This is a genomic window from Mongoliitalea daihaiensis (genome assembly GCF_021596945.1).
GTDB classification, from domain to species: Bacteria; Bacteroidota; Bacteroidia; order Cytophagales; family Cyclobacteriaceae; genus Mongoliitalea; species Mongoliitalea daihaiensis.
On the sequence record NZ_CP063779.1, the window covers coordinates 1,938,015 to 1,961,814 of the forward strand.

A 23,800-nucleotide genomic window follows, 5' to 3' on the forward strand; every position below is an offset into this window, starting at 1 on the left:
CATTTCCTTTTTTCCAGATAGAATCAATAAATAAATATAATTCACCAACAAACACCATTAAATGTCAGATAACATGAAAGATTATAAGTTTGATCTTCCTAAAAATCACAAATCAATTATCAAGGTAATTGGCGTAGGAGGAGGTGGTTCCAATGCGGTTAACCACATGTTTAATCAGGGAATAAAGGATGTTGAGTTTGTGGTTGTAAATACCGACGCTCAAGCATTGAAAAGCAGTCCTGTTCCCTTGCGACTTCAGTTGGGTGCTAACCTGACTGAAGGATTAGGAGCAGGAGCAAATCCTGAGAAGGGTAGAAACGCGGCTCTTGAAAGCAAGGAGGATATCCGAGAGTTGCTTTCCGATAATACCAAAATGGTATTTATCACTGCAGGTATGGGAGGTGGCACGGGTACAGGTGCAGCCCCTGTGATTGCAAAGATTGCCAAGGATATGGATATCCTGACGGTAGGCATTGTGACCGCTCCGTTTATGTTTGAAGGGAGAAAGAAGATGCAAGCAGCGCAGCAAGGCATCGAATCTCTTCGTGAAAACTGTGATACGGTTTTAGTGATTTTGAATGATAAACTAAGAGAAATTTATGGCAATCTTGCCATTCGATCTGCTTTTGCCAAAGCTGATAATGTTTTGACTACCGCAGCTAAATCAATTGCTGAAATCATCACCATTCACCAAGATGTGAACGTTGACTTTGAAGATGTAAAAACAGTCATGAAAGATGCCGGTGCTGCTGTCATGGGCTCTGCTACGGAAGAAGGCGAAGGTCGTGCAATTCGCTCTGCTGAAAAAGCTATTGCGTCTCCTTTATTGAATAATGTAGATATCAAAGGGGCTCAAAAAATCTTGCTTTCAATCATGTCAGGAGAGGAAGATGAACTCTCCATGGATGAATTGAGTGAAATCACTGAGTATATCCAAGAAAGAGCTGGTGATGAGGCAGAAGTTATCTTTGGTCAGGGCATCGATCAGGAGTTAGGTAAAGCAATCCGTGTTACAGTAATTGCAACTGGTTTCGAAATGGATAAGTTGACGACTGCTTCTCCGTCCAAAGGAATGAAGGATGTTATCCAAGAAGAAAAACCAATAGTTCAAAAGGCGGATAGCTTTAAGGTGATTGATCTTGAATCCGGCAAAGCTAAGGAAGTAGAAGAAGAAGTACCGACGGTTGGGAAAATGATGACTTTCACATTTGATAAGCCTATTTTTCCAGTAGCCAATCAGCCCAAACAAGAGGAGGTGATTCAACCAAAGGTAGAAGAGAAAGAAGAAGAGACTTTCTCAAGCCCCGTTACCTTCGAATTTGTTGAGCCTGAGGAGAAAGTAATTGAAAAGGAAGAACAAAAACCACAGGTCTATGAATTTGAAATGAAAGCTAAGATTCAAGAGCCTAGGGTGGAGGAAAAAACAATAGAAGAGGAATCTAAGCCTTCATATGGGAATGACTATTATGAAGAAATGAAAAAGAAAGCGATTCAACGGGCGCATCAGCGATTTGAAAAGTTGAAAAGCTTAAAAAATTATGGTCAAAACCCAGAAGAATATAAAGAGAGCTTGGAAACCCCGGCTTATATCCGTAAGCAGGTGAAGCTATCGGACGTACAGCACAGTTCAGAGCGTCATGTGTCAAGACTCAACTTGACTGATGATAATGAAATCCTAAGAAACAATAAGTTTCTACATGACAATGTTGATTGATTAAAAATCAATCAACATCTCAGTTTGGGACTGAAGCAATTCCATGTACAGCCTGTTGGTGAGCAGGTTATCTGACATATTTTCCTCAATCTTAGCTAGTTTAGGCTTGAGGGCAAGTACATGCATCCCTAAGTAATGGAAGATGTCGGTAAGGTGGCTCAATGCGATGCCACCCCCGCCAACTCCAGAAGATAAACCTACCAAAGCACATTTTTTATCGCGAAAGTGGTTGGGGTAGTTCATTCCATCAATGAATGTTTTGAGTATTCCAGGAAAGGAACCATTGTACTCTGGCACAATAAAAACAAACTTTTCCCCTTCTTTAACCCTGGAGTGAAAGGCATTGAATGCTTCGTTTTTACCGTTATTTTGATAGAGTGCCGAAAAAGCAAAATCATGGGGTAAGTCCTTTAATTCTAGAATTTCAGATTTTGCTCCCTTTTTCAAAAGAAGGTCTTGATACAATAAGGCAATGTCCTTGGATAAGGGGTATGGGCGATTGGTGCCAACAATAATTTTTATCAGAGTTTTTTCCATAGCTTCAATACAAAGAAATGTCCAAAATGGTTTAAACATAAATGATTTTCTTAATTTCGAAAAAAAATGAATTTGTATGAGAGCAGAAGCCCAAATAGACTATATAGATCAAATTAATCACGCGGTTAACCACATTCAAGGAGTTCATTCCGAACCTATTGAAATAGGAATTATTTTAGGTACAGGATTGGGCCAACTCATTCAAAACATAGAGGTCGAGCATGAGATTCCTTATGAGGAAATTCCTTTTTTTCCTGTCTCTACTGTGGAAAGTCACAAGGGAAGGTTGGTCATCGGGCGTTTATCTGGGAAAAAAGTCATGGCTATGCAAGGGAGGTTTCATTATTATGAAGGGTATTCTATGAGAGAGGTAACTTTCCCGGTGCGGGTCATGAAAAAGGTGGGCATCGAAACCTTAATTGTATCAAATGCTGCCGGTGGCTTGCATCCAGATTATAAGGTTGGTGATTTGATGATATTGAATGATCATATTGATTTATTTCCTGAGAATCCATTGAGAGGAAAAAACTTGGATGTTTTTGGTGTCCGTTTTCCTGACATGAGTGAACCTTATACGCAGCGTTTGATTGCCTTGGCTAAAACCATAGCTGCCGATCAAAATATTGATGTAAATGAAGGGGTATATGCAGCAGTACAGGGACCAAATTTAGAGACAAAGGCTGAATATCGCTATTTACGAACCATCGGTGCTGATGCTGTTGGGATGAGTACTATTCCAGAGGTGATAGTTGGCCTGCACATGAATATGGAGATTTTTGCCATTTCGGCAATTACAGATTTATGTTCCCCTGGCAATATTAAGAAAGTTTCTATCGCAGAAGTATTAGCGGCCGCTGCAATTGCTGAACCTAAGATGTCGACCGTCATTAGGGAATTGGTAAGGGAGTTGTAGGGAGGTAAGATTGCACTAAGTACCAAGTAGGGGTTTGTGTAGGAGACATAAGATAAAAGACGCTAGACATAAGACTCGATTCGTGTATCAGATGGACGGTGGACCTTTAATCACTGGCTTTGACTTCGCTCAGCCACCAATAACTCAATCAACTAATCACTGAGATGTACCAAGTATCAAGAAGGGATTCAGAAAATAAAAAAGAATTTCGTATTTCAACGACCACTATGTTCACTTTCAACTGCTCACTGTCAACTACTTTCTAAAGCTAACCATCAATCGCACACATCCACTAACCACTAAATAACTAATCGTTTAATAACTAATCAACTAATAACTATTCACTGCTCACTACGCACTGTTCACTATTCAACTACTAACCATGCACTACACATCTAAGCTAACCTACCTCGAGCAAGCCCAGCAGGCGGCTGGATATATTCAATCTGTTACCAAGGGAGAGGCCGATGTATTAGTTATATTGGGTTCTGGCTTAGGGGGATTTGTAAATGAATTGGAAGAGGCTCAAGTGATTTCCTATCAAAGCATTCCGTTTTTTCCAATATCAACGGTTGAAGGACACTCCGGACAACTTATGTTGGGGAAAATCAAAGGAAAGTTTGTTTGGGTGATGAGTGGTCGCTTTCATTATTATGAAGGGTATGAATTGGAAGAAACGGTGTTTCCATTACGGGTATTGAGTCTTTTGGGGCTGAAAGGCTTGATAGTCTCAAATGCTGCTGGGGGGTTAAATCCGGATTTTTCGGTAGGTGATCTCATGTTAATTACGGATCATATTGATAAGTTTCCTTCCAATGCCTTGCGTGGAAAAGATGCTATGGATTTTGGGATTCGTTTTCCTGATATGAGTGAACCATATAGCCAAGCATGGATTGCGCAAGCAAAAAGTGAAGCACTTGGATTGGGGATTTCACTGCGAGAGGGTACATATGTAGGTGTTACAGGCCCTAGTTTGGAGACCAAGGCGGAAATCAATTATTATCGAACACTCGGGGGAGATGCTGTAGGGATGAGTACTGTTCCCGAGGTAATTGCAGCCCAACAAATGGGGATGAAAGTTCTTGGATTTTCTGTGATTACTAATGAATGCATTCCGAAGAATAATCAGTCGTTTTCTCATGATTCGGTGGTGGAAGTGGCTCAACAAGCTGGTAGGAAACTGCAGAAATTGATTGCTTGCCTAGTTTAATTTTTATTCATGTGTTTTTTGTTTCTTGGAGTGATGTAGTTGCATGGATATCTTTGCAAACTCTAATTCATAATTCACCTGTAAGCATGTCTTTCTACCACTTGATTTTTAGAATAGTTGTTGTTCTTACCTCGTTCATGATAAGTGTTTGGTCGTGTTCCGGTAGTACAGATACCAAGGATAATCATCAAAGCGTTCAAAACTATCTCCAAGATATTCCAACCTATGGTTTGGACTCTTCTATAAACGTAGTAATTGAAATTCCGGCAGGTACTAATCAAAAATGGGAAGTTAATAAAGCGACAGGTCAGCTCGAGTGGGAGAAACTAGCAGATGCTAGCCGTAGAGTAGTGGACTACTTAGCATATCCTGCCAATTATGGTTTTATTCCACAGACCTATTTAGATCCCTTTAAAGGAGGAGATGGTGATCCTGTAGATGTGTTTGTTTTGGGAGAATATATTCCTCGAGCTGAAATTGTTCCTTCAAGAATTGTTGGGGTAATTCAGTTGATGGATCAAGGTGAGATAGATGATAAGCTAATAGCAGTACCACAAACATCCGACTGGAATCACATTCATACACTCAATCAATTGAAAGACCTATATCCAGGAGTACTAGAAATTTTACAGATTTGGTTGTCAAATTACAAGGGAGAGGGTAAAATAGAAATCCAAGGAATCCAAGATGAGTCAGTGGCCCGAGTAATCATTCAACAGGCTAATCGGGATTATTTAAGATCAAAAGAGTAAAGAAATTTTTCCTAATCGGGGAATTAAAAAACGATTTTTACGAAAATCACAAAGGAATAGTTGCCGATGAACTGTTTCCTAATTGTTAAGCAAAAATATCTCATTGAGAAGGCTCACGCGCCATTAGGACTTTTCAATTGATTTCCTTCTGAACGAAGTGGGTTTGAAGATAATTTTTAAATAATATAGATTACTTCATTGTAACATAAAGGTAATTTTAAGAAAATAGTCTATTCACTTGTGGTTATCACCTTTGCGGCATGAAGATTTACTATTACTTCCTGCTTGTTATGGTGATGATATCTTCTGATTTGTTTGCTGCAAAAATTAACGGAAAAATCAGGGATACCTCAAGCCAAGAATTACTCATTGGTGCGAACGTCAGTATTGTGCATGAATCTAGCAAAAAGGTGTTTCGTGCGGTATCAGGATTAGACGGAACCTTCAGTTTCAATGCCATCCCTTCTGGCAAGTATTTGATAGAAATTACATATATAGGGTATGCTCTTTTATCAGATACTTTTGAGCTTCAGTCTGAAAACTCCTCTTTATCTAAAGACTTTGCACTCGCTTCAGATGATTCTTTATTATCAGAATTTGTAATTACTGCCGGCGTCCAAGGTACGGATGTTCAAGCAAGGCAATTGGAAAGAAATTCAGCCAGTGTACTCAACATAATTTCTGCTAGGCAAATTCAGTTGTCACCAGACATTACAGTGGCTAATGTAATCCAACGGGTTTCCGGACTTTCGATAGAACGAAATGCAAGTGGTGATCCACAATATGCAATAGTAAGGGGCATGGATAAGCGTTACAATAATACGCTTGTCAATGGAATTAAAATTCCTTCTCCAGATAACGAAAACCGATTTGTTCCTTTAGATATTTTTCCAGCAGTATTACTGGAAAGATTAGAGGTTTTTAAATCTCTTACCGCCAATATGGAAGCAGATGCTATCGGGGGTACGGTAAACATGATCATGAAAAGCGCTCCTAATCGTTTGATGTTAGAGGGGGATTTTCAATTGGGCTATAACCAATTGAACCTTGATAGAAAATTCCAAACATATGATCGCTCAAATTTGAGTAAACGCTCTCCAAAGGAAAGATTTGGTGATACATATAGAGCGACTCCTGACGATTTTCCTGTAGAAAACATGATTAACGAAGGGATTACCCCTTTACCAGACATTTTTGCCAATTTAACCTTCGGAAACAGGTACTTCAACAATAAACTTGGGGTAATGCTGGGGGGTAGTTATCAAAATTCATATAGACCAGTATCCAATTATTTTTATGATCCAGGGGTGAGCTTTCTTGAAGGCAACCCTTTGCTAATGCGTGAGTTGATTGAGCGTGAAACAAGTTCCCAATTGCAGCGAGCTGCAGTGCATGGTAAATTTGATTATGCGATTAATAATTCCAATACTATCAGCCTTTATCTAGGCCACTATATTCTCAACGAATTTAGGGTGAGGGATCAGGTAAGAAGAGAATCTTTTGTTGCTTCCACAGACTATGCGGTATACCCGATTACACGTTTCAGCAATATTTTGCAATCTATTTCTACAGCAGATCTCAGGGGTGAACACAAGTTGACAAGTCAATTAAAAGCAAATTGGATGGCTATTTTTTCTACTGCCTTAAATGACCGTCCAGATGATGGTGTGTTTTCGAGAGCAGGTCAATTTTTAGCTTCTGAAAATAGAATAACGAACGAGTCAGTTTACTTTCAGGGGACGCGTAATTCAAGAGCTTGGGAAAGAAATAGAGATACAGATATTTCCCTTTATATGGATTTCAAGTTTACCCCCTATTTTATTAATGAAAAAACAGAAATCCTCTTTGGAGGTGTAGGGAGAAATAAAGTGAGAGATAATTTCTTCAATTTTTATAATTATGCCCAAATTTTTGGTCAGTTCCGAGGAGTAGATTGGGATGACTTTGGAGAGGTTAATTTTAGAGCTATGGCCAATCCTCTAGGAAGTGGTGACCGCAGTAATTTGGTGTATGATGCCTATGAAAACATCTACGCGGGATATATCAATGCGAGTATAACTTTAAATAGGACAAATTTTCAAGGAGGATTACGTGCGGAGCAAACTTTTCAAGGCTATGAAATTAATGCAACAGCTGCAGCAGGTAATGACACAGAATTAAAAAAAGAACAACAATATTTAAGTTTGTTTCCATCTGCTAGTGTCAAACATAGTGTCAACGATAAAACAAATTTAAGGGCTACCTATTTTAAAGGGATCAGCCGACCTGGTTTTTATGAAATTGTACCTACGATTCGAAGTGCGGGGGGAGGAGATTCTTTTTACAGTGAACGAGGTAATGAAAATTTAAGACCTTCTTTTGGCCACAGTGCCGATTTACGATATGAATTTTTCCCTTCGGGGGCAGATCAAATCCTCTTTGGTTTCTTTTACAAGCGGATTATAGATCCTATTGAATTTGGTTTTCCACAACCAGAAGGAGCAGATGCACTTCCAAATACTAGTCGAATTTTACCTCAGAACTTTGATGACGCCACCAACATTGGTATCGAAGCAGATTATACAAAGTATTTTAGTAAACTGGGTATTCGATTCAATTATACATATACCAATTCAGAAATTACTACCACCAAAGTTGTTGTCAACCAAGATAGAAGTAATTCTATTGTGAATCAGACTAGACCTCTTCAAGGTCAATCTGATCATATTGCCAATTTAAGCTTACTGTATAAAGATCAGAAAAATATGCTGGATATTCAGCTGGTAGGAAACTACACAGGAGAACGGATCGCATTTGTTTCACCTTTTTATGAGGCTGATCACTACATGAAGCCAATGACTCAGTTGGACTTTTCACTGGACAAAGGGTTTAAAAGTGGTGTAGTAGCGTTTTTAAAGATTAATAATATTCTAAATACACCTTATCAATTGTATGTGAAAAAGCCTTTGGCTGTTCCCACAGACCCCTATCCTTTTCAAACCGATCCATTTAATATTGGATTTGTTCGCAGAGATTTATTTGGTCAGTCCATAAGATTAGGTTTAAGATATACTTTATAAAATTCACAAAACAAGTTTACTATGAAAACACTTCAATCATTATTGCTAGCCCTATTGATGCTTGCTTCGTTGCTTGCATGTAAAGAGGACGATGACATTAATCCAAATGATGAAAATCCAGATGATGAGTTGCTAGAAGGTATTTCTGGTGATATGAGTCAGATTACTTTTGAGAGAGGCGAAACCTATAAGGTTGTGGGAGATTTGATAGTTCCTGAAAACCGTTCGGTTACCATACCTGCTGGTGTAACTTTAGAATTTCAAGAAGGAACTAACGGAGAAGCTTGGTTTATCGATGTATTTGGTTCATTGTACATTCTCGGAGAAGAAGGTGCTAGAGTGACATTAACGGCATCTCAAGAGTTGATTGATTCTCCTAAAAACAATGGAATTGGACAGCTTTGGGGCGGTGTTATTGGTACTAATGTTGCGGGAGATTTAGTTATTCTTTATACAGATATCTTATACACTGGTGGAGCAGCTAGAGAAGAAAATGCAATGGCCCAGCCTGCGACAGGTGGCGGAGGCGAATTGAATGCTGGTGATGCTAGTTATGCAATCTATTATATCAGACAAGCACAGATGAGACAGGATGGAATTTTTGTCTTGAATAATTCTAGAATCGCTTTTTGCCCAGACGATGCAATCAGGATTAATGGTGGTAAAACTCTAATGACTTACAATACCTTCGAAGTTACAGGAGGTACAGGAGGAGACGCTGTAAATATTAAAGCTGCTACATCTGGTGATTTTGCGTTCAACCTGTTTTACAATCTTGCAACCAACGGGCTGAAGTCTGCTGATACCGGACCAGGGGAAAGAGGAAGATGTCATACCAATTTCTATAACAATACAATTCTAAATTCCGGGTATAGAAGATCTGAACCCGGTAGAGGTGCAGGATTAAATTATGAATCAGACGCTTATGGTGCTGTTCATAACAACCTATTGGTTAACAATAGGTTTGGTTTAAGATTGGTAGCAGGAGAATCACAACCTAGGGTAGAGTCTATTGACTATGGATACAACTGGAATTATGGAGCTGTTCAAACTATTGTTGATGAATTTTATCCTACTACAGCTACAGCTTCTGTAGGTCTTATTGGGAATGATCCTAGAACTCCAATTCCAAGTACTGATATTGCTGGAGCTGCAAAAGAAAATGATCCAATGTTTGAAAATTTTGATCCAAGTACTTTTGTATTTAGTGGTAACTCAACGATCAGTACAGATCCTTTAGCAAGAAACATTTCTCCAATTCCTAATGGAGCTGATTTTCATTTGAAAGCAGGATCACCTGCATTGACAGGTGGTATTGTGGACTTTGCGCCTGTACATAGTACCTACACATCTCTTGATGGAGGTTTAACTTTCACTCCTCCTACTCCCCGTGAATATTTTGGGGCTTTTGGAAGAAGAAATTAATTAGTAATCATGGAGCAGGGGTAATCTAATCCCTGTTCCTTTTCCCTTTTAGTATGAAATGGCTTCAATTTAGTCTAGTTTTTTTCATTCTTTTTTTTCAATCATGTATACCAAATGATGCAGAGATTGATGAAGACTTTTGGGATACTTGGGTTCCATTTGAGGTAAGATACAACACATTTTCTATGCCTGTCACAGACAAGTGGGCATCATTACCTGATGTTATTGGTAAGGTCAATCTAATGGAAGCATCTGGACTTTCTTATAGTAGAAAAAATCCAGGTAAAGTTTGGACACATCAGGATTCAGGAAATACGAACATGTTATTTTTATTGGATGCTCATACAGGGGAAATATTAGTGAGGTATCGAGTAGATGGGACTGTAAATATAGATTGGGAAGATATGGAGATTTCTGATGGTCCTGAGCCAGGAGAAAGTTATTTATATCTCAGTGATACTGGGGATAATCAACAGCGTAGAAACTCCTATACCATTTATAGATTTAAAGAACCCTTATACAGTCCTGAACATTTGGGACAAACCCTCAATTTAAGCAATGTCGATGTAGAGACTTTGAATTTTCAATATCCAGATGGTAGTCGAGATGGAGAGGGGATGTTTGTTGATCCCCAGACGTTAGATATTTTCCTAACGACTAAGCGAGATGCGTACGCTAGATTATATGTCATTCCCTATCCACAAAAAATTGGAGCCATTAATCTGGCAATATTCGCTGGTGAGTTTGGTTTTAGGGAATCCTCTGCAGCTACTGTCAATCAGGATGGTACGAAGGTGATGATTAAAAACAGGCAAGACATTTTCTATTGGGAAAAAGAACATGGGGAATCCATGGTGGAAATGTTGTCAAGGACTCCCATCCGGGCTCCATATATCGGGGAGCCACAAGGAGAAGCTATATGCTTTGATTTGGAGGATAATTATTTCACACTTAGTGAGGCATTGAATAGCACTCAGCAACCGAACCTTTATAAATATATTTATCAACCATAATTTTAAAAAAAATGAATCAATTTATTCGAGTAACATCATTAGTCGCATGTGTGACTTTGGGAGTATTTGGCACTAGCTGTTCTGAAGATCCTCAGCCTGCTCTTCCGGAAATTGTGAATGTACCGGATGTCAATTTAGCTAATCAAATCAAATCCATCTTGGAATTGAGTCCCTCAGCTGACATTACAGCGGAAGACATGCTTAATTTAGTTGAGTTAAACATCGATGGGAGTGCAGATTTCACTGGCACTGTAAGTGAAATTTCGGACTTGAGAGGATTAGAATTTGCCGAAAACTTGACATATCTCCATTTCGGGAGTACCAAAGTAGCAGATTTAACTCCAATTAAAGATCTTAAGAAAATTGAATACCTGCGTATGAACAATACAGCAGTAACAGATTTGAGTCCGATTTCAGAATATACTACTTTGACATACTTCAATGCAAATACTGCTAGAGGAATTACTGATATCAGCCCACTTTCAAAAAATACAGGATTGAAAGAAATGATTTTAAGAGAAGTGCCGATGGGAAATGCTGGTCTGAATACTATTAAAAATTTCACCACTTTGTATAGAATAAATATGAGAAATACAGGCGTGACGGATGTGACTGTATTGGGTGAAATGATGGCAGCAGGTGCTCTGTTGGATACTACTCCTGGAGCAGCAGAAAACGGAGGCGCTACCTTGGATTTAAAACAACTTTCAGTTGCTGACTGGAGTCCAATTAGGCCATTTCTTAGCCAAATTTCGAATATTGAAGGAGTACCTGCAGAAGATTAATCTTCTCCTTTTATTTTTTGACTTAATTTAGGTAAAATTCGATCGAAGAATTTAAAAAACTTGTGCCTCCCTTTTGAAATAGGAGGCACAAGTACATTTTTAATAAAATTTTAAGTACCCAAAAATCAATTGCTTTTAAAATATAAACTTTAATCCGATCTGACCAATCAACCCAGAGATATCGGACTGATTGAAATTTCTGTATTCCATATTACTTACAATTCGGTAGCCAGCTCCAAGATTGAATCGGACATGTTTATGTAGGTTTAATTCCAAGAGTGCTGTGGGTTCAATCTGGAAAAAATTAGCTTCCCCTAGACCTGCATCGCCTGCCTCATTGTCCATTTGTACTTCCCCAAAGCCAACAAATAGCGGAAATGTCAGGTGTACCAATTTACTAGGCTTCCAGGTATATTCCCCAAACCCACCTACAGTCCAGTAGTCCATGTAGACATTGGTGAGTGTTTCACTTTGTGGACGTATTTGGTTGATAGATGTATTGAAATAGGCTCCAAAGGAAAAGTTTTCTTGGTAGCTAATCCCTCCTCTCAGGTTGAAAATAGCAGCATTGCTTCCATCCATCTGCGTAAAACCTATCGTGGGCACGAGTATAAATCCTATATCTTCTTTTGCGATGGACGGGTTTTTTTCGAATAAGGTTTGCGGTGCCTCCTTAGACTGGGCCATCAAAGGGTTCTGATGGAATAGCATGCTGAAAATTACGGCTACTGTGGCAACAAGAATGCGATTATTCATAATTGGTTTTTTTATGTTATGTTAACTGTTGATTTATTTTACCATTCAAATACGATACTGTCCCCGCTGTCTTCAAATGTAAGGGTGTTGGCAGTACGGGAAATGAAATACCAATCATCATTTAGCTCATCTAATGGGGAGTTGTCAGGGAAGTCCATTTCCAATTCCAATCTACCATCATCTCTAAAAACTCGGTAGGTACCTTGGATGCTGTTGCCATTCAGGCTTGCCACCACAGTTCCATCCGTATTGAAAGAAAATCTGTAGGTTGAAAACAATGCTGTCTTATCTCTTCCATCTTCAATAAAACGGATTATTCTAACATTCCCAGCGCTGATCAAGAGGTCTCTAAGTTCAATGCTGCTATTAATTTCCGACTCAGCGACAGGGTTGGAGTCTTCTGAAAGTGAGCATGCTGCAAAGAGGATGCTCATAAGGTAAATTACTGCTATTCTTTTCATTGTGAAGTTGGTTTATGTTGAGTCATTCATTGAGTAGGGGCATGGCAAGTGCTGTAGGTGCTTGGACCAGTCACTGCAGAGTGGTGGTTAGTTGCCTTTCAATTGCTTGAAGGAGAAAACACCCATTTTTAGTCCTATCTGAAATGTGAGGGCATTACCTGCATCAGGCACTCCAATAGCATTTTCAAGGGTATTTCCCATAATTCTGTATCCTACACCGGCATTTAACCTTGCAAATCGGTGAAGATTTATTTCTACCAACGCTCTTGGTTCCACAAACAAGGTTTTGGTTTCATCAAAGTCAAAGTCTCTACCTTCATTATCGATTTCTACTTCCTTGATGCCTAAGGCCAAAGGGAAGGAAAAATGGACCAGTTTATTGGAAAATACGGTGTATTCCAAAAATCCTCCGGCAGTCCATGAGTCCAAATGGGCGCGTGCGGGTAAGGTGGTTCCAAAAGATGCAGGTCGTACATCATTTAACAATTGTCCATAAAATCCCCCAATGGTAAATTTGTCATTCAGAATAATTCCTCCTCTCAATTGGAAGAATCCCGCAGTTTCTCCCGCAAGCTGCGTTACCTGTATCCCTGGCTCTACCATGATGCCTACATTGGAGAGCGATAAGTTCCCGCCAAAGAGGGTTTCTTGAGCTTCTTGTCCATAGCTTACAAAGGTTGCAGCTAATACAATCATCAGTGAAAGCAATATTTTTTTCATTGTTGTGAAAGTTTTCGTTTATTTTGGAGGGATTACGAAGCCAGCATTTAAAAGGGTTGCCTGCGAAATTGAAAAAAGTAAAATTTTTATCGTTGTGCTAAAAAATAGAAAAAATAGTTCCAAGGAGGCAACCGCTTGGAGGACTTACTTCGTCATACTGTCATAATGAATCTTCCAAACTCCCCAGAACTCCAAGAAGTCATACGACAGTGCCTTTCCAATAATCGAAAGGCCCAACAGCAGCTTTTTTCCCAATGTTATTCATTGGCAATGAATGTAACCAGAAGGTATGCTGCTAACCTTGAAGAGGCCAGATCCTTAGTGAATGAAGGGATGCTCAAAGTTTTTCAACAGCTGCATACCTATAATTCAGATTTTAGCTTCGGGGGATGGGTACGGAGAATTATGGTCAATACAGCCATTGATCATTTCCGAAAGGTCAAAGCATACGAACAACGTTTTCAAGATATCGATGAGCAGGATGATTTTTCAGATAAAGATAAAGCCACAGTGATTGATGGAATGAGTGCGGAAGAACTATTGGTGCTAGTGCAACAGCTTCCGCCTGCCTACAGGGTTGTATTTTCCCTGTATGCTGTGGAGGAATATACCCATAAGGAAATTGCTGAGGAATTAGGGATTTCTGAAGGAACATCGAAATCAAATTATGCCAAGGCTAGGGCCAAACTGCAACAAGCCTTGGCAGGGTCAACCATTACAAATCAGAATTACCATGGACAGAGAAAATAACTTTGAGAAAAAATTCAAGCAAAAGCTTGAGGAAGTCCATACTCCCTATACTGAAGACGCGTGGACATCATTTGCGCCACTACTTAATGCCTCGTCGGTTCCTTTTTGGAAGCGTTGGTATGTACCTTATATCTATAGTACCTTATTGTTTTTTGGGGCTTGGCTGTTATTTCCTTTAAGGGAACAAGGAAATCAGGCGATACTTGATGGAGCACCCTTAGGTATACTAGCACAGCAAGATACGCTTGTGGTTCGGGATACGGTCTATATCATTGATACCTTGTATGTGTACAAAACTATCGTTGTAGCACAAGAAAACCGTATGCAGAGGCCAATTACGAATGTTTCTTCTCTTGGTCCAGTGGACACAGTAGGCATTCAGCAGGCTGGACAAGCAACAGGTATTGGTAATTCTCCTAGCTTGGAAGAGGGTAATCTACGCTTAGCCAAGAATACTACAAATGCTCAAAATCCCCCAACCTCTACTGTAGGCGGATCTAAGAGAGAGACTATGAATAGAGGCGGTTCAGAGGCAATCAGTTCAGTCCCCACTACCACTATTGATACTGTCGCTAACGAACGCATGCCTGCTTCGGGAGGTTTAGGATCGAATGTGCTGATGGCCCCATCCATAGCTCCAGAAGAAGGTTTTGTCATGAAACTTGAAAAGGAATTGGTTGTAGGAGATACCAGTAATCTCAAGAACAATTATGATCAATCCAAGCACAAGCCTTTTGTAAATCTGGAGGCAGGGCTGTCTTTGATGCTGCCAGTTAGTAGAAATATCGACTATTATGCGGCTAGTCTTCAGGGATTTCAGGTAGGGTTGGAATGGGATAACGGTTGGGGGATCTACACTGGTGTTATGCGCAATTCCATGAGAGGTGAAATTGACGATGATGATATTGCTAGGTTTTCTCCGACTGTTTTAGATCAGTTGCCAGGTAGACCAGCTGATATGACAGTTGTTGATGAAATCTATGTGACCAATCGGCAATGGTTGTTTCCACTGGAACTTCGCTGGAGAAGTATGTATTTCAGCGGTTTCAGTTTTGAAAGTAGTGCAGGTATCGTAGCAAATTTGCTCCGAAGACAGGATTTTCAATATGAATTTGATGGACGGGTGGAGTTGGAAGATCAGTTTGAAACGCTTCAGAAAAACCAGTTTATGCTCAGTCATGTGAAAATTGGTTTAGGGACCAATTATCTATTGTCACAGCGGATGGGGATGTATTTGCGGACCCATTATTGGTTTCCAACCACAGGTACAGGAATCCTACAGAATCGTGTTCACGGTCTAGAAGTAGGGGTTGGGATGAATTACTTTTTGGGCAGGTGACAAAACTATGCTTTCATCTTTAATCTAACTCATCTGAAAAAAAGTGTCTTACTTTTTTCCAAGAGCTTTGAAGGGACTTAACAAAGATGTCTATTAACAAGAAAAGGTTGAAAAAGAGACGATTAAAAGTCCTTTGCTTGGGGAAGTCTCATTTTATTCTTCCACTCCATTCGTGAAAAACCTTCAACAAAGGGGGGCGACTATTTTGGAGACAAAAAAATTGGAGGAAATGGACCATATCCTGTACATGCAAAAGCATGCTAGGTATTTTGTTTTGATAATTTTTTTAAAAAGTATTGTTGCTTTATGTAAAATTTGTGAAATTACGTTCGGTAAATTTCATGAGATAGATTATGAATCTTCGTCCGATACATTGGTTGCTTGTTGTCTTTGTGTTTTTTTCCTGTGAGAAAACAGCAAGGTTTACACTTGAGTTGGATTCGAAGGATCAAATCAGTTACAATCACCATATCCGTCCAATCTTATCGGACAATTGTTTTGCATGCCATGGTCCTGATGCCAATAAGCGGGAAGCAGGATTGCGATTGGATATAGCGGAGTACGCTTACGCCGCACTCAAAGAATACCCCGATCAGTTTGGAGTCATCCCGCATGACCCGAAGGCTTCCGTTATTTTTCAGCGGATGACTTCAACAGACCCAAACGAAATCATGCCTCCCCCAGAGTCTAACCTGAAATTGAGCGTAGAAGAGATAGATCTTATCAAACGGTGGATCGAACAAGGAGCAGTTTATGAACCACATTGGGCTTTTGAGGTACCCCAAAAGAAAGTGCTTCCTCAAGTAAAAAACAAACAATGGCCTGTAAATGAAATCGACTATTTCATATTGTCGGGTATGGAGCGTCAAAAGCTTTCTCCTAATCCAAAAGCTGATCAACTGAGCCTTTTGCGCAGACTTTCTTTGGACCTCATAGGCCTGCCACCAACTATGGAATTGCAGCAAAAGTTTTTGAGCAATAAATCTGCTATGGCTTACGAGCAGATGATAGATTATTTATTGGCTCTTCCAGCTTATGGAGAGAAAATGGCAGTGCTATGGATGGACATCTCCCGTTATGCGGATTCGTATGGCTATCAGGATGATAATATCCGAACACAGTGGCCTTACAGGGATTGGGTTATTCATGCTTTCAACAAAAATATGCCTTATGATCAATTTATCACTTGGCAGCTGGCCGGTGATTTATTAGCTAATGCTACCAAAGAGCAAATTTTAGCCACAGCATATAATAGAAATCATAAATACACTGAAGAAGGAGGGGTGATTGATGAAGAATACCGTGTAGAATACATTTTGGACAAGACCAATACCTATACCAAAGGAATCTTAGGTTTGACCGTAGAATGTGCCCAATGCCACGATCACAAATACGATCCGATTTCCCAGAAAAATTACTTTGAGCTTTTTGCCTTTTTCAATAATACCCCTGAGAAAGGATATGAGGGTGATATAGTACAATCCAAACCTGCCAAAACCCCGATCATGTGGATAGAGCGAGAGGATACTGAGGGGATATTGAATTTCATCAATTATCAAGATACCGCTAGGATTATGGTTTCGGTTATGGAAGAATTGAAGGAAGTCAGACCAACGTTTATCCTAGATCGAGGATTGTATGATGCTCCCACAAAAGAAGTGCGACCCAATACTCCGGAAGCTGTTTTTCCTTTTGATATAGCTTACCCTCCCAATAGACTTGGTCTTGCTCAGTGGACCACTGATGCTCGAAATCCACTTACAGCTCGTGTTTTTGTGAATTTAATCTGGCAGGAGATTTTCGGGAAGGGTATAGTTGCATCTACAGGAGATTTTGGTATGCAAGGAGCCTTGCCTTCACATCCCGAACTCTTGGATTGGCTTGCAGTGGATTTTGTAGAAAATGGGTGGGACATCAAGCGTCTGCTCAAGCAGTTGCTGATGTCAGCCACCTATCAGCAATCTTCGGTCATTGATGTCAAAAAGTATCAACAGGATCCAGACAATACCTACTTGGCTCGGGCCCCACGTCTTCGATTATCAGCAGAAAGCATTCGGGATATGGTTTTGTCGAGTTCTGGATTGCTGTATCCCGAAATTGGCGGGCCTAGTGTCAAGCCCTATCAGCCCGAGGGCTTGTGGGAAGCAGCAAGTTCGGGAAGGGGAGAGTTGCGGACCTACAAGCAAGCCACTGGCAATCAGCTTTACCGAAGAGGTTTATACACCTTTATTAAATTGACTGTTCCGCCACCTATGCCCATTATTTTTGACGGGAGTAATCGGGATGTATGCGAGGTAAGTCGCAGCAGAACCAATACACCACTTCAGGCTTTGGTTATGCTCAACGATCCATTGGTGTTGGAGGCTTCCCGTTATTTGGCATCCGAACTCATTCAAAGGAATCAAGAACCAAAACAGCTGATTGAACAGGCGTTTTCCCGCATCCTTGGACGTAACCCAGGTAAGCAGGAATTGCAGATTCTTTTTGCCTATTATCAAGAAGAGATGGATAGATTTACTCAAGATCTAGAGACTGGTATTTCTCTTATCTATCAAGGAGAAAAGCCGATCGATACCCAAAATATCAAGCCTTCATTAATTGCTTTGAGTCAGGTGATTACGGCTATTTACAATTTAGAAGAAGCGATAACCAAGACTTAAGCAACATGGAAAAGGAACAATTGGAGCATAGCCTTGGGCATAATCGGCGTAAATTTCTAAGCAAAGTCAGTTTAGGGATAGGGAGTTTGGCATTGGGGAGTTTGCTAATTCCCGATCTCTTTCGAAAAGGAGCAGTAGAAGATGCCATCATGGACGCCTTACCACATTTTGCCCCTAAAGCCAAAAGGGTAATTTATCTCTTCCAAAATGGTGCTCCATCCCAACTGGAGTCGTTCGATTATAAGCCGTTGCTCAATAAGCAGGTTGGAATGGAGCTGCCTGACTCCATCCGGATGGGGCAACGGTTGACTGGCATGACATCAGGTCAGAGCTCTTTCCCTTTGGTTGGTTCTTACTATGGATTTCAACAGTATGGAGAGGCTAGGGCATGGATCTCTGAACTTTTTCCATATACTGCCAAGGTAGTGGATGATATTTGCATCGTCAGATCTATGTATACAGAAGCCATCAACCACGATCCTGCATTGACTTTTTTCCAGACTGGGGCTCAAGTTGGGAATAGGCCAAGTATGGGTTCTTGGCTTAGCTATGGCTTGGGTAGTGAAAATCATAATTTACCAGCATTTTGTGTGCTTTTGAGTAAGGGTAAGGGGAATGGACAAGGAGTCTATTCCAAGCTTTGGACCAATGGGTTTTTGGATTCAGTCCATCAAGGTGTACAATTTTCCGCGAGTGAAGACCCGGTCTTGTACCTCAACGACCCCAAAGGTATGCGTAGGGAGGATCGCAGGCGTATGTTGGATAAAATTGCCCAACTAAACCAAATTAATTATCAAACCTTTGGGGATCCAGAAATTTCAGCCAAGATTCAGCAGTATGAAATGGCATTCCGTATGCAAACAGCCGTGCCGGAGGTGACAGATATATCCAAAGAACCTGATAGCATCATCAAAATGTACGGGCCAGATTGCTTGGTTCCTGGAACCTATGCAGCTAATTGTCTTTTGGCACGTAAATTATCCGAAAGTGGTGTTCGCTTCGTACAACTATACCATCAAGGATGGGATCAACACGATAATCTTCCAACCGAAATGGCCAAGCAGGCAAAAGATGTGGATCAAGCTTCTGCCGCATTGATTCAAGATTTGAAGCAACGAGGATTGCTGGATGAAACATTGGTTATTTGGGGAGGAGAGTTTGGGCGGACGAATTATTGCCAAGGTAAATTTCAAGTAGATAATTATGGCAGAGATCATCACCCTAAAGCTTTTTCCATTTGGATGGCCGGTGGAGGGGTAAAGCCAGGGATTGTTTACGGAGAAACAGATGAGTTTGGGTACAATATCGTAGAAAATCCAGTGCATGTGCATGATTTTCATGCGACTATCTTGCATTTGATGGGGGTGGATCATGAGCGTCTGACGTATAAGCACTTGGGGAGAAGATATCGCCTGACCGATGTACATGGGCATGTTGTAAAAGATTTGTTAGTATAATATGCAGTCTAAAAATGCAAACGCTCCGCTTAGCTCCATCCTTCAGCATGTTGTAATCGTGTTGCATGGGCTTTGTATTGCTCTTGCTATTGGACATAGATATTTGGAAGTGCCTACACTGCTAATGGTTTTTGGAAGAGCACATCCTTTGATGCTGCATTTTCCAATCGTTCTATTGCTTTTGTTGGTAGTATTGCTTTGGAGTTCAAGCACCTTTTCCAGACACAACCCTAGCTTAGCAAACAATTTATTTTTACTAAGTCTTTGTTTGACAGGGGCTACCGTTTTTGCAGGTTTATTATTGGCAGCAGAGGATGGGTATAATCCAGATGATTTTTTTGCCCATCAATGGGTAAGTATGGGGTTGTTTTGGATGGCCAGTATCTGGTATTTGATGTGGAAAAATGGCAAACAGGCAACTGCTCGTATGACTTCGGTAAGCGTGGTAGTACTGACATTGATTGCTGGACATTTAGGGGCAACATTGACGCATGGGGAAGATTTTTTATGGGCACCTTTTGTCAAAACGCAAGGTGTAGAAATGGTAGCCTTAGAGGAAGCTATAGCTTTTGATCATGTAATTCTTCCAATTTTGGAGCAAAAATGCGTGTCATGTCATAAGGCATCCAAACAAAAAGGTGAGTTACGTTTGGATGGTGCATCATACATCTTGGCAGGAGGAAAGCATGGTCCTGTGATTGATACAATAAATCCTAGGTTATCGAGTCTCTTGCAGCGAATCCTCTTACCATTGGATCATGAGGAACATATGCCGCCGAAGGGCAAAATACAATTGACTGTAGAGGAGATAGATTTGATTCGAGCATGGATTGATGAATTGGCACCTATGGAGAAACCAATGATCAGTTTTGATCCGGATAATAGCTTTTTTCAATTAGCGAAGCAACGGATGTTTGCACAGGAAAAAGTAGCCTATTCCTTTCCTTTTATAGCTGCTACTACTATTGCCCAATTGAACAATGATTTTCGGGTAATTCAGCCTATTTATCCGGGGTCTCCAGCACTTCGTGTCAGTTTTTTTGGAAAATCTAATTTTAAGTCTGAGCAATTAGAAGAGCTAACTGCCATTAAAAATCAAGTGGTAGAATTGAATCTTTCCAACATGCCTTTGGCTGAAGATGATTTAAAAAAAATCAATCAATTCGATAATTTGGAGAAACTCCATTTGAATGGGGCAGGGCTTCAAGGAAAGTTTTTGCATGTATTGGCAGATTTAAAATCTTTACGAATACTTTCTTTGGCTGGTAATTCCTTAGGAAGCGATGTTTTGGAAAATTTAGCACAATTGACGCAACTCAGCAATTTGTTTCTTTGGAATACGGGATTGGATGTAAAACAAATGGAAATGCTAGCTGCCCAATTAACTCAAACGACTATCGAGCTAGGATATCAAGATGATGGGACCTTGTATCAGTTGAACGCTCCCATCATTCAGGCCAATTCCGGTATTTTTCATGATACGCTAGAGATACGTTTGAAGCATCCCATTGCGGGTGTGGGTTTATTTTATACCTTGGACAATACACGTCCAGACAGCATCAATTATCTGTTGTATGAAAAGCCTATCTTGTTGGAAAAAAACGCCAACCTTCGTGTTCGGGCGTTTGCCGAAGGTTGGTTGGGAAGTGAAGAAAGCAATGCTGTTTTTTTCAAAGCAGGCGTACAGCCCTCATCCTATCGTCTGAGTCACGCACCTCATCCATCCTACAAAGGAGATGGCGTGGAAACACTTTTTGATTTGGAAAAAGGGGACGAGGATTTTTCTTCGGGTAAATGGATTGGTTTTCAGGATGATGCCTGCGAGGTGATTTTGGATTTTGGGCCAAGCAAGTCCTTGACATCCCTGTCTTTAAGTGTCCTGACAGCTGAAGCATCGTATATTTTCCCGCCTGCCTTGGTCGAGATTTGGAGTAAAACCCGCCAAGGCGATTGGGTCTTACTACATGCAGATAAGCCAGTGCAGCCCAAACAGATACATGATAGGAAGCTGCATTTGTTGGAATATTCCTTGCCCTCAGATCCTATCAGTCAACTCAAGGCTATTATCAGGCCAATTAACCGACTTCCCCATTGGCATCCAGGAGCAGGGCAGAAGGGCTGGGTATTTTTGGATGAGGTGTTGGTGAATTGATAAGAGATGATTATCAATAAGAAACAGAGGTAGATGTATTCATTTGGGTGCGGAGAGGTGAAGGCCTACTTACTGTCCCATAAAAAATAAATTCTTTTTTAAATCATAGGCGATTGATTTTTCATTTAACTGTAGGGTGAAAGAAAATGAAATAAAAATTTTAGCAAAAACTTTCATTTATGAAAAATAATATTTTATATTTCGAATAAGTTTCGAAAACGAAAGTTTTTAATTCCTTGAATCTCTTAGGTTACGGTCTTAAAGCTTTCAATTCCGTAACAATTCAGTATTTTGAAAAAAGTGATTTAACTGTCCGCATGCTCCTACAAAAAATAGACTTATTGATCTTGGGATTATTCCTGTTAATTTCACTAGCAATAGGGATTTTTGCTTCTAAAAGAGCCTCAAGAAATCAAGAGGAGTATTTCAATGCTGGAGGAAATATGTCATGGTGGTTACTGGGTATTTCTATGGTGGCCACTACTTTTTCTACAGACACGCCAAATTTGGTTACAGATATTGTGAGGAAAAATGGCGTGTCGGGTAATTGGGTTTGGTGGAGTTTTCTATTGACTGGAATGTTGACAGTCTTCTTTTTTGCAAAACTTTGGAAAAGATCAGGAGTATTAACAGATATTGAGTTTTACGAGTTACGATACAGTGGTCGATTAGCGGCATTTTTAAGAGGGTTTAGAGCGATTTATTTAGGACTGTTTTTTAATGTAGTAATCATTGCGAGTGTGTCCCTTGCAGCTATCAAAATAGGTGGGATATTATTGGGGATAAGTCCTCTTCAGACCATGCTTATTGCCGGCATAGTCACGGTAATTTACAGTTCATTAGGGGGGCTTCGCGGGGTAGTGTTGACGGATTTTCTACAGTTTGGGATTTCCCTTGTCGGCGCTGTGCTTGCAGCTTATGTTGCTGTGAATCATCCTGCAGTAGGAGGAATGGAAAATTTATTAAGCCATGCAGAGGTACAGTCTAGATTGTCAGTACTCCCTGATTTTGGAAACATGGAAATGGCTGTTATTGTCTTCTTTATTCCTTTATTTATTCAATGGTGGTCCGTATGGTACCCTGGAGCTGAACCTGGTGGTGGTGGATATATTGTGCAGCGGATGTTAGCAGCCAAAAATGAGAAGCATGCATTTTCTTCTGTATTGCTTTTCAATATTGTTCATTACGCCATTCGGCCTTGGCCATGGATTATTGTCGCTTTAGCTTCCATTATTGTATTCCCGACATTGTCGGACATTCAAGTTGCTTTTCCTGATACCTCTCCGAGTATCATCAACGATGATATTGCCTATCCTGCCATGCTTTCTTTTCTGCCCGTAGGTTTGATGGGCTTAGTAGTTACATCCTTGGTGGCTGCGTATATGTCAACGTTGTCTACCCATTTAAATTGGGGAGCCTCTTATATTGTCAATGATTTTTACAAGAGGTTTATGAATTCGCAAAGCACCCAAAAAGAACTGGTTAGTGTTGGGAGGCTTTCTACGGTGCTGATCATGGTTCTTGGTGGATTTATGGCCTTAAAGTTGGAGAATGCTTTGCAAAGCTTTTCAATTTTATTGCAGATTGGAGCTGGTACTGGATTGTTGTATATTTTGAGATGGTATTGGTGGAGAATCAATGCAGCTAGTGAGTTGACTGCCATGATCGTATCTTTCCTTATAGCCTTGTATTTTGCCTTTGTGCATAAATTCTTCTTTCATCCACTAGAAACTCATATTGAGCTGGTAATAGGGGTGGCAATTACTACATTATCATGGGTGACTGTCGCTTATCTGTCCAATCCAACAGATACAAAGGTTTTAGTTAAATTCTTGCATATTACAAGAGTTCCTGGAAGGGGATGGGACAGCATAAGGAAACAACTGGCACCTAACGATCTTCCTCAAGTAAATGAAGATTTATTTGGGTTTCAAAGAGCTATTTTATCATTTGCCCTTGGCGTGATCGCAGTATATGGGTTATTGATTGGTATAGGGAACTTTATATTTATGAGTTACTCATCTAGTCTAGTTGCCTTTTTAGTTTCATTTGTTGCCTTTGTATTTGTGTATAAACTGATTGAAAAAAACCAATAAA

At 40.2% G+C, this 23,800-nt stretch carries 18 protein-coding genes; 14 read left to right on the plus strand and 4 right to left on the minus strand.

Going from position 1 to position 23,800, the window contains the following annotated elements; all coding sequences use genetic code 11:
* Positions 1-73: 73 nt before the first annotated feature.
* Complete coding sequence (gene ftsZ, locus IPZ59_RS08225; RefSeq protein WP_236139387.1) at positions 74-1,714, plus strand: cell division protein FtsZ; 1,641 nt, start codon at positions 74-76, stop codon at positions 1,712-1,714.
* On the opposite strand, the gene IPZ59_RS08230 is transcribed toward ftsZ, so the two are convergent.
* Positions 1,715-2,239, minus strand: coding sequence for an NADPH-dependent FMN reductase (locus IPZ59_RS08230; RefSeq protein ID WP_236139788.1), 525 nt, complete (start codon positions 2,237-2,239; stop codon positions 1,715-1,717).
* A gap of 88 nt (positions 2,240-2,327) precedes the next feature.
* Between IPZ59_RS08230 and IPZ59_RS08235 the strand changes: the two genes are divergently transcribed.
* The 7 genes from IPZ59_RS08235 (at position 2,328) to IPZ59_RS08265 (ending at position 11,408) form a co-directional block, all read left to right on the plus strand.
* On the plus strand, positions 2,328-3,164 hold the full coding sequence (locus tag IPZ59_RS08235; RefSeq protein WP_236139388.1) for a purine-nucleoside phosphorylase: 837 nt from the start codon (positions 2,328-2,330) through the stop codon (positions 3,162-3,164).
* A 382-nt stretch (positions 3,165-3,546) separates the two neighbouring features.
* Positions 3,547-4,374: a purine-nucleoside phosphorylase gene (locus IPZ59_RS08240; RefSeq protein ID WP_236139389.1), complete on the plus strand. Its 828-nt coding sequence runs from the start codon at positions 3,547-3,549 to the stop codon at positions 4,372-4,374.
* The gene (locus IPZ59_RS08245) at positions 4,362-5,126 is read left to right on the plus strand and encodes an inorganic diphosphatase (protein WP_236139390.1); all 765 of its coding nucleotides are present in this window, start codon (positions 4,362-4,364) and stop codon (positions 5,124-5,126) included. The genes IPZ59_RS08240 and IPZ59_RS08245 overlap by 13 nt, the downstream gene beginning before the upstream one ends.
* Before the next feature lie 260 nt (positions 5,127-5,386).
* Positions 5,387-8,185: a TonB-dependent receptor gene (locus tag IPZ59_RS08250; protein WP_236139391.1), complete on the plus strand. Its 2,799-nt coding sequence runs from the start codon at positions 5,387-5,389 to the stop codon at positions 8,183-8,185.
* 21 nt (positions 8,186-8,206) lie between these two features.
* Positions 8,207-9,610 carry a hypothetical protein gene (locus IPZ59_RS08255; protein WP_236139392.1) on the plus strand — a complete coding sequence of 468 codons (1,404 nt, stop codon included), beginning with the start codon at positions 8,207-8,209 and terminating at the stop codon, positions 9,608-9,610.
* Between the two features lie 53 nt (positions 9,611-9,663).
* Entirely contained in the window at positions 9,664-10,623 is a 960-nt protein-coding gene (locus IPZ59_RS08260; RefSeq protein ID WP_236139393.1) for a hypothetical protein, read from the plus strand.
* Positions 10,624-10,634: 11 nt separating this feature from the next.
* The gene (locus IPZ59_RS08265) at positions 10,635-11,408 is read left to right on the plus strand and encodes a leucine-rich repeat domain-containing protein (protein ID WP_236139394.1); all 774 of its coding nucleotides are present in this window, start codon (positions 10,635-10,637) and stop codon (positions 11,406-11,408) included.
* A gap of 135 nt (positions 11,409-11,543) precedes the next feature.
* Here IPZ59_RS08265 and IPZ59_RS08270 read toward each other — a convergent pair whose 3' ends face one another.
* The 3 genes from IPZ59_RS08270 to IPZ59_RS08280 all read right to left on the minus strand — a co-directional run bounded on the left by IPZ59_RS08270 (position 11,544) and on the right by IPZ59_RS08280 (position 13,345).
* Positions 11,544-12,164, minus strand: a complete 621-nt coding sequence (locus IPZ59_RS08270; RefSeq protein ID WP_236139395.1) for a hypothetical protein — start codon at positions 12,162-12,164, stop codon at positions 11,544-11,546.
* A 38-nt stretch (positions 12,165-12,202) separates the two neighbouring features.
* Positions 12,203-12,625 carry a hypothetical protein gene (locus IPZ59_RS08275; RefSeq protein ID WP_236139396.1) on the minus strand — a complete coding sequence of 141 codons (423 nt, stop codon included), beginning with the start codon at positions 12,623-12,625 and terminating at the stop codon, positions 12,203-12,205.
* 87 nt (positions 12,626-12,712) lie between these two features.
* Positions 12,713-13,345 (minus strand): hypothetical protein, encoded by a 633-nt coding sequence (locus IPZ59_RS08280; RefSeq protein WP_236139397.1) that lies wholly within the window; start codon positions 13,343-13,345, stop codon positions 12,713-12,715.
* A 165-nt stretch (positions 13,346-13,510) separates the two neighbouring features.
* Between IPZ59_RS08280 and IPZ59_RS08285 the strand changes: the two genes are divergently transcribed.
* From IPZ59_RS08285 to IPZ59_RS08310, 6 genes are all read left to right on the plus strand, one after another.
* Entirely contained in the window at positions 13,511-14,095 is a 585-nt protein-coding gene (locus IPZ59_RS08285; protein WP_236139398.1) for an RNA polymerase sigma factor, read from the plus strand.
* The gene (locus IPZ59_RS08290; RefSeq protein WP_236139399.1) at positions 14,079-15,434 is read left to right on the plus strand and encodes a hypothetical protein; all 1,356 of its coding nucleotides are present in this window, start codon (positions 14,079-14,081) and stop codon (positions 15,432-15,434) included. Before IPZ59_RS08285 ends, IPZ59_RS08290 begins: the two co-directional genes overlap by 17 nt.
* Positions 15,435-15,787: 353 nt before the next feature.
* A complete protein-coding gene (locus tag IPZ59_RS08295; protein ID WP_236139400.1) occupies positions 15,788-18,094 on the plus strand; it encodes a PSD1 and planctomycete cytochrome C domain-containing protein in 2,307 nt (768 codons plus the stop codon).
* A 5-nt stretch (positions 18,095-18,099) separates the two neighbouring features.
* Positions 18,100-19,551: a DUF1501 domain-containing protein gene (locus IPZ59_RS08300; RefSeq protein WP_236139401.1), complete on the plus strand. Its 1,452-nt coding sequence runs from the start codon at positions 18,100-18,102 to the stop codon at positions 19,549-19,551.
* A gap of 1 nt (position 19,552) precedes the next feature.
* Positions 19,553-21,703, plus strand: coding sequence for a c-type cytochrome domain-containing protein (locus IPZ59_RS08305; protein ID WP_236139402.1), 2,151 nt, complete (start codon positions 19,553-19,555; stop codon positions 21,701-21,703).
* Positions 21,704-22,020: 317 nt separating this feature from the next.
* Positions 22,021-23,799 carry a sodium:solute symporter family protein gene (locus IPZ59_RS08310; RefSeq protein WP_236139403.1) on the plus strand — a complete coding sequence of 593 codons (1,779 nt, stop codon included), beginning with the start codon at positions 22,021-22,023 and terminating at the stop codon, positions 23,797-23,799.
* Position 23,800 lies beyond the last annotated feature (1 nt).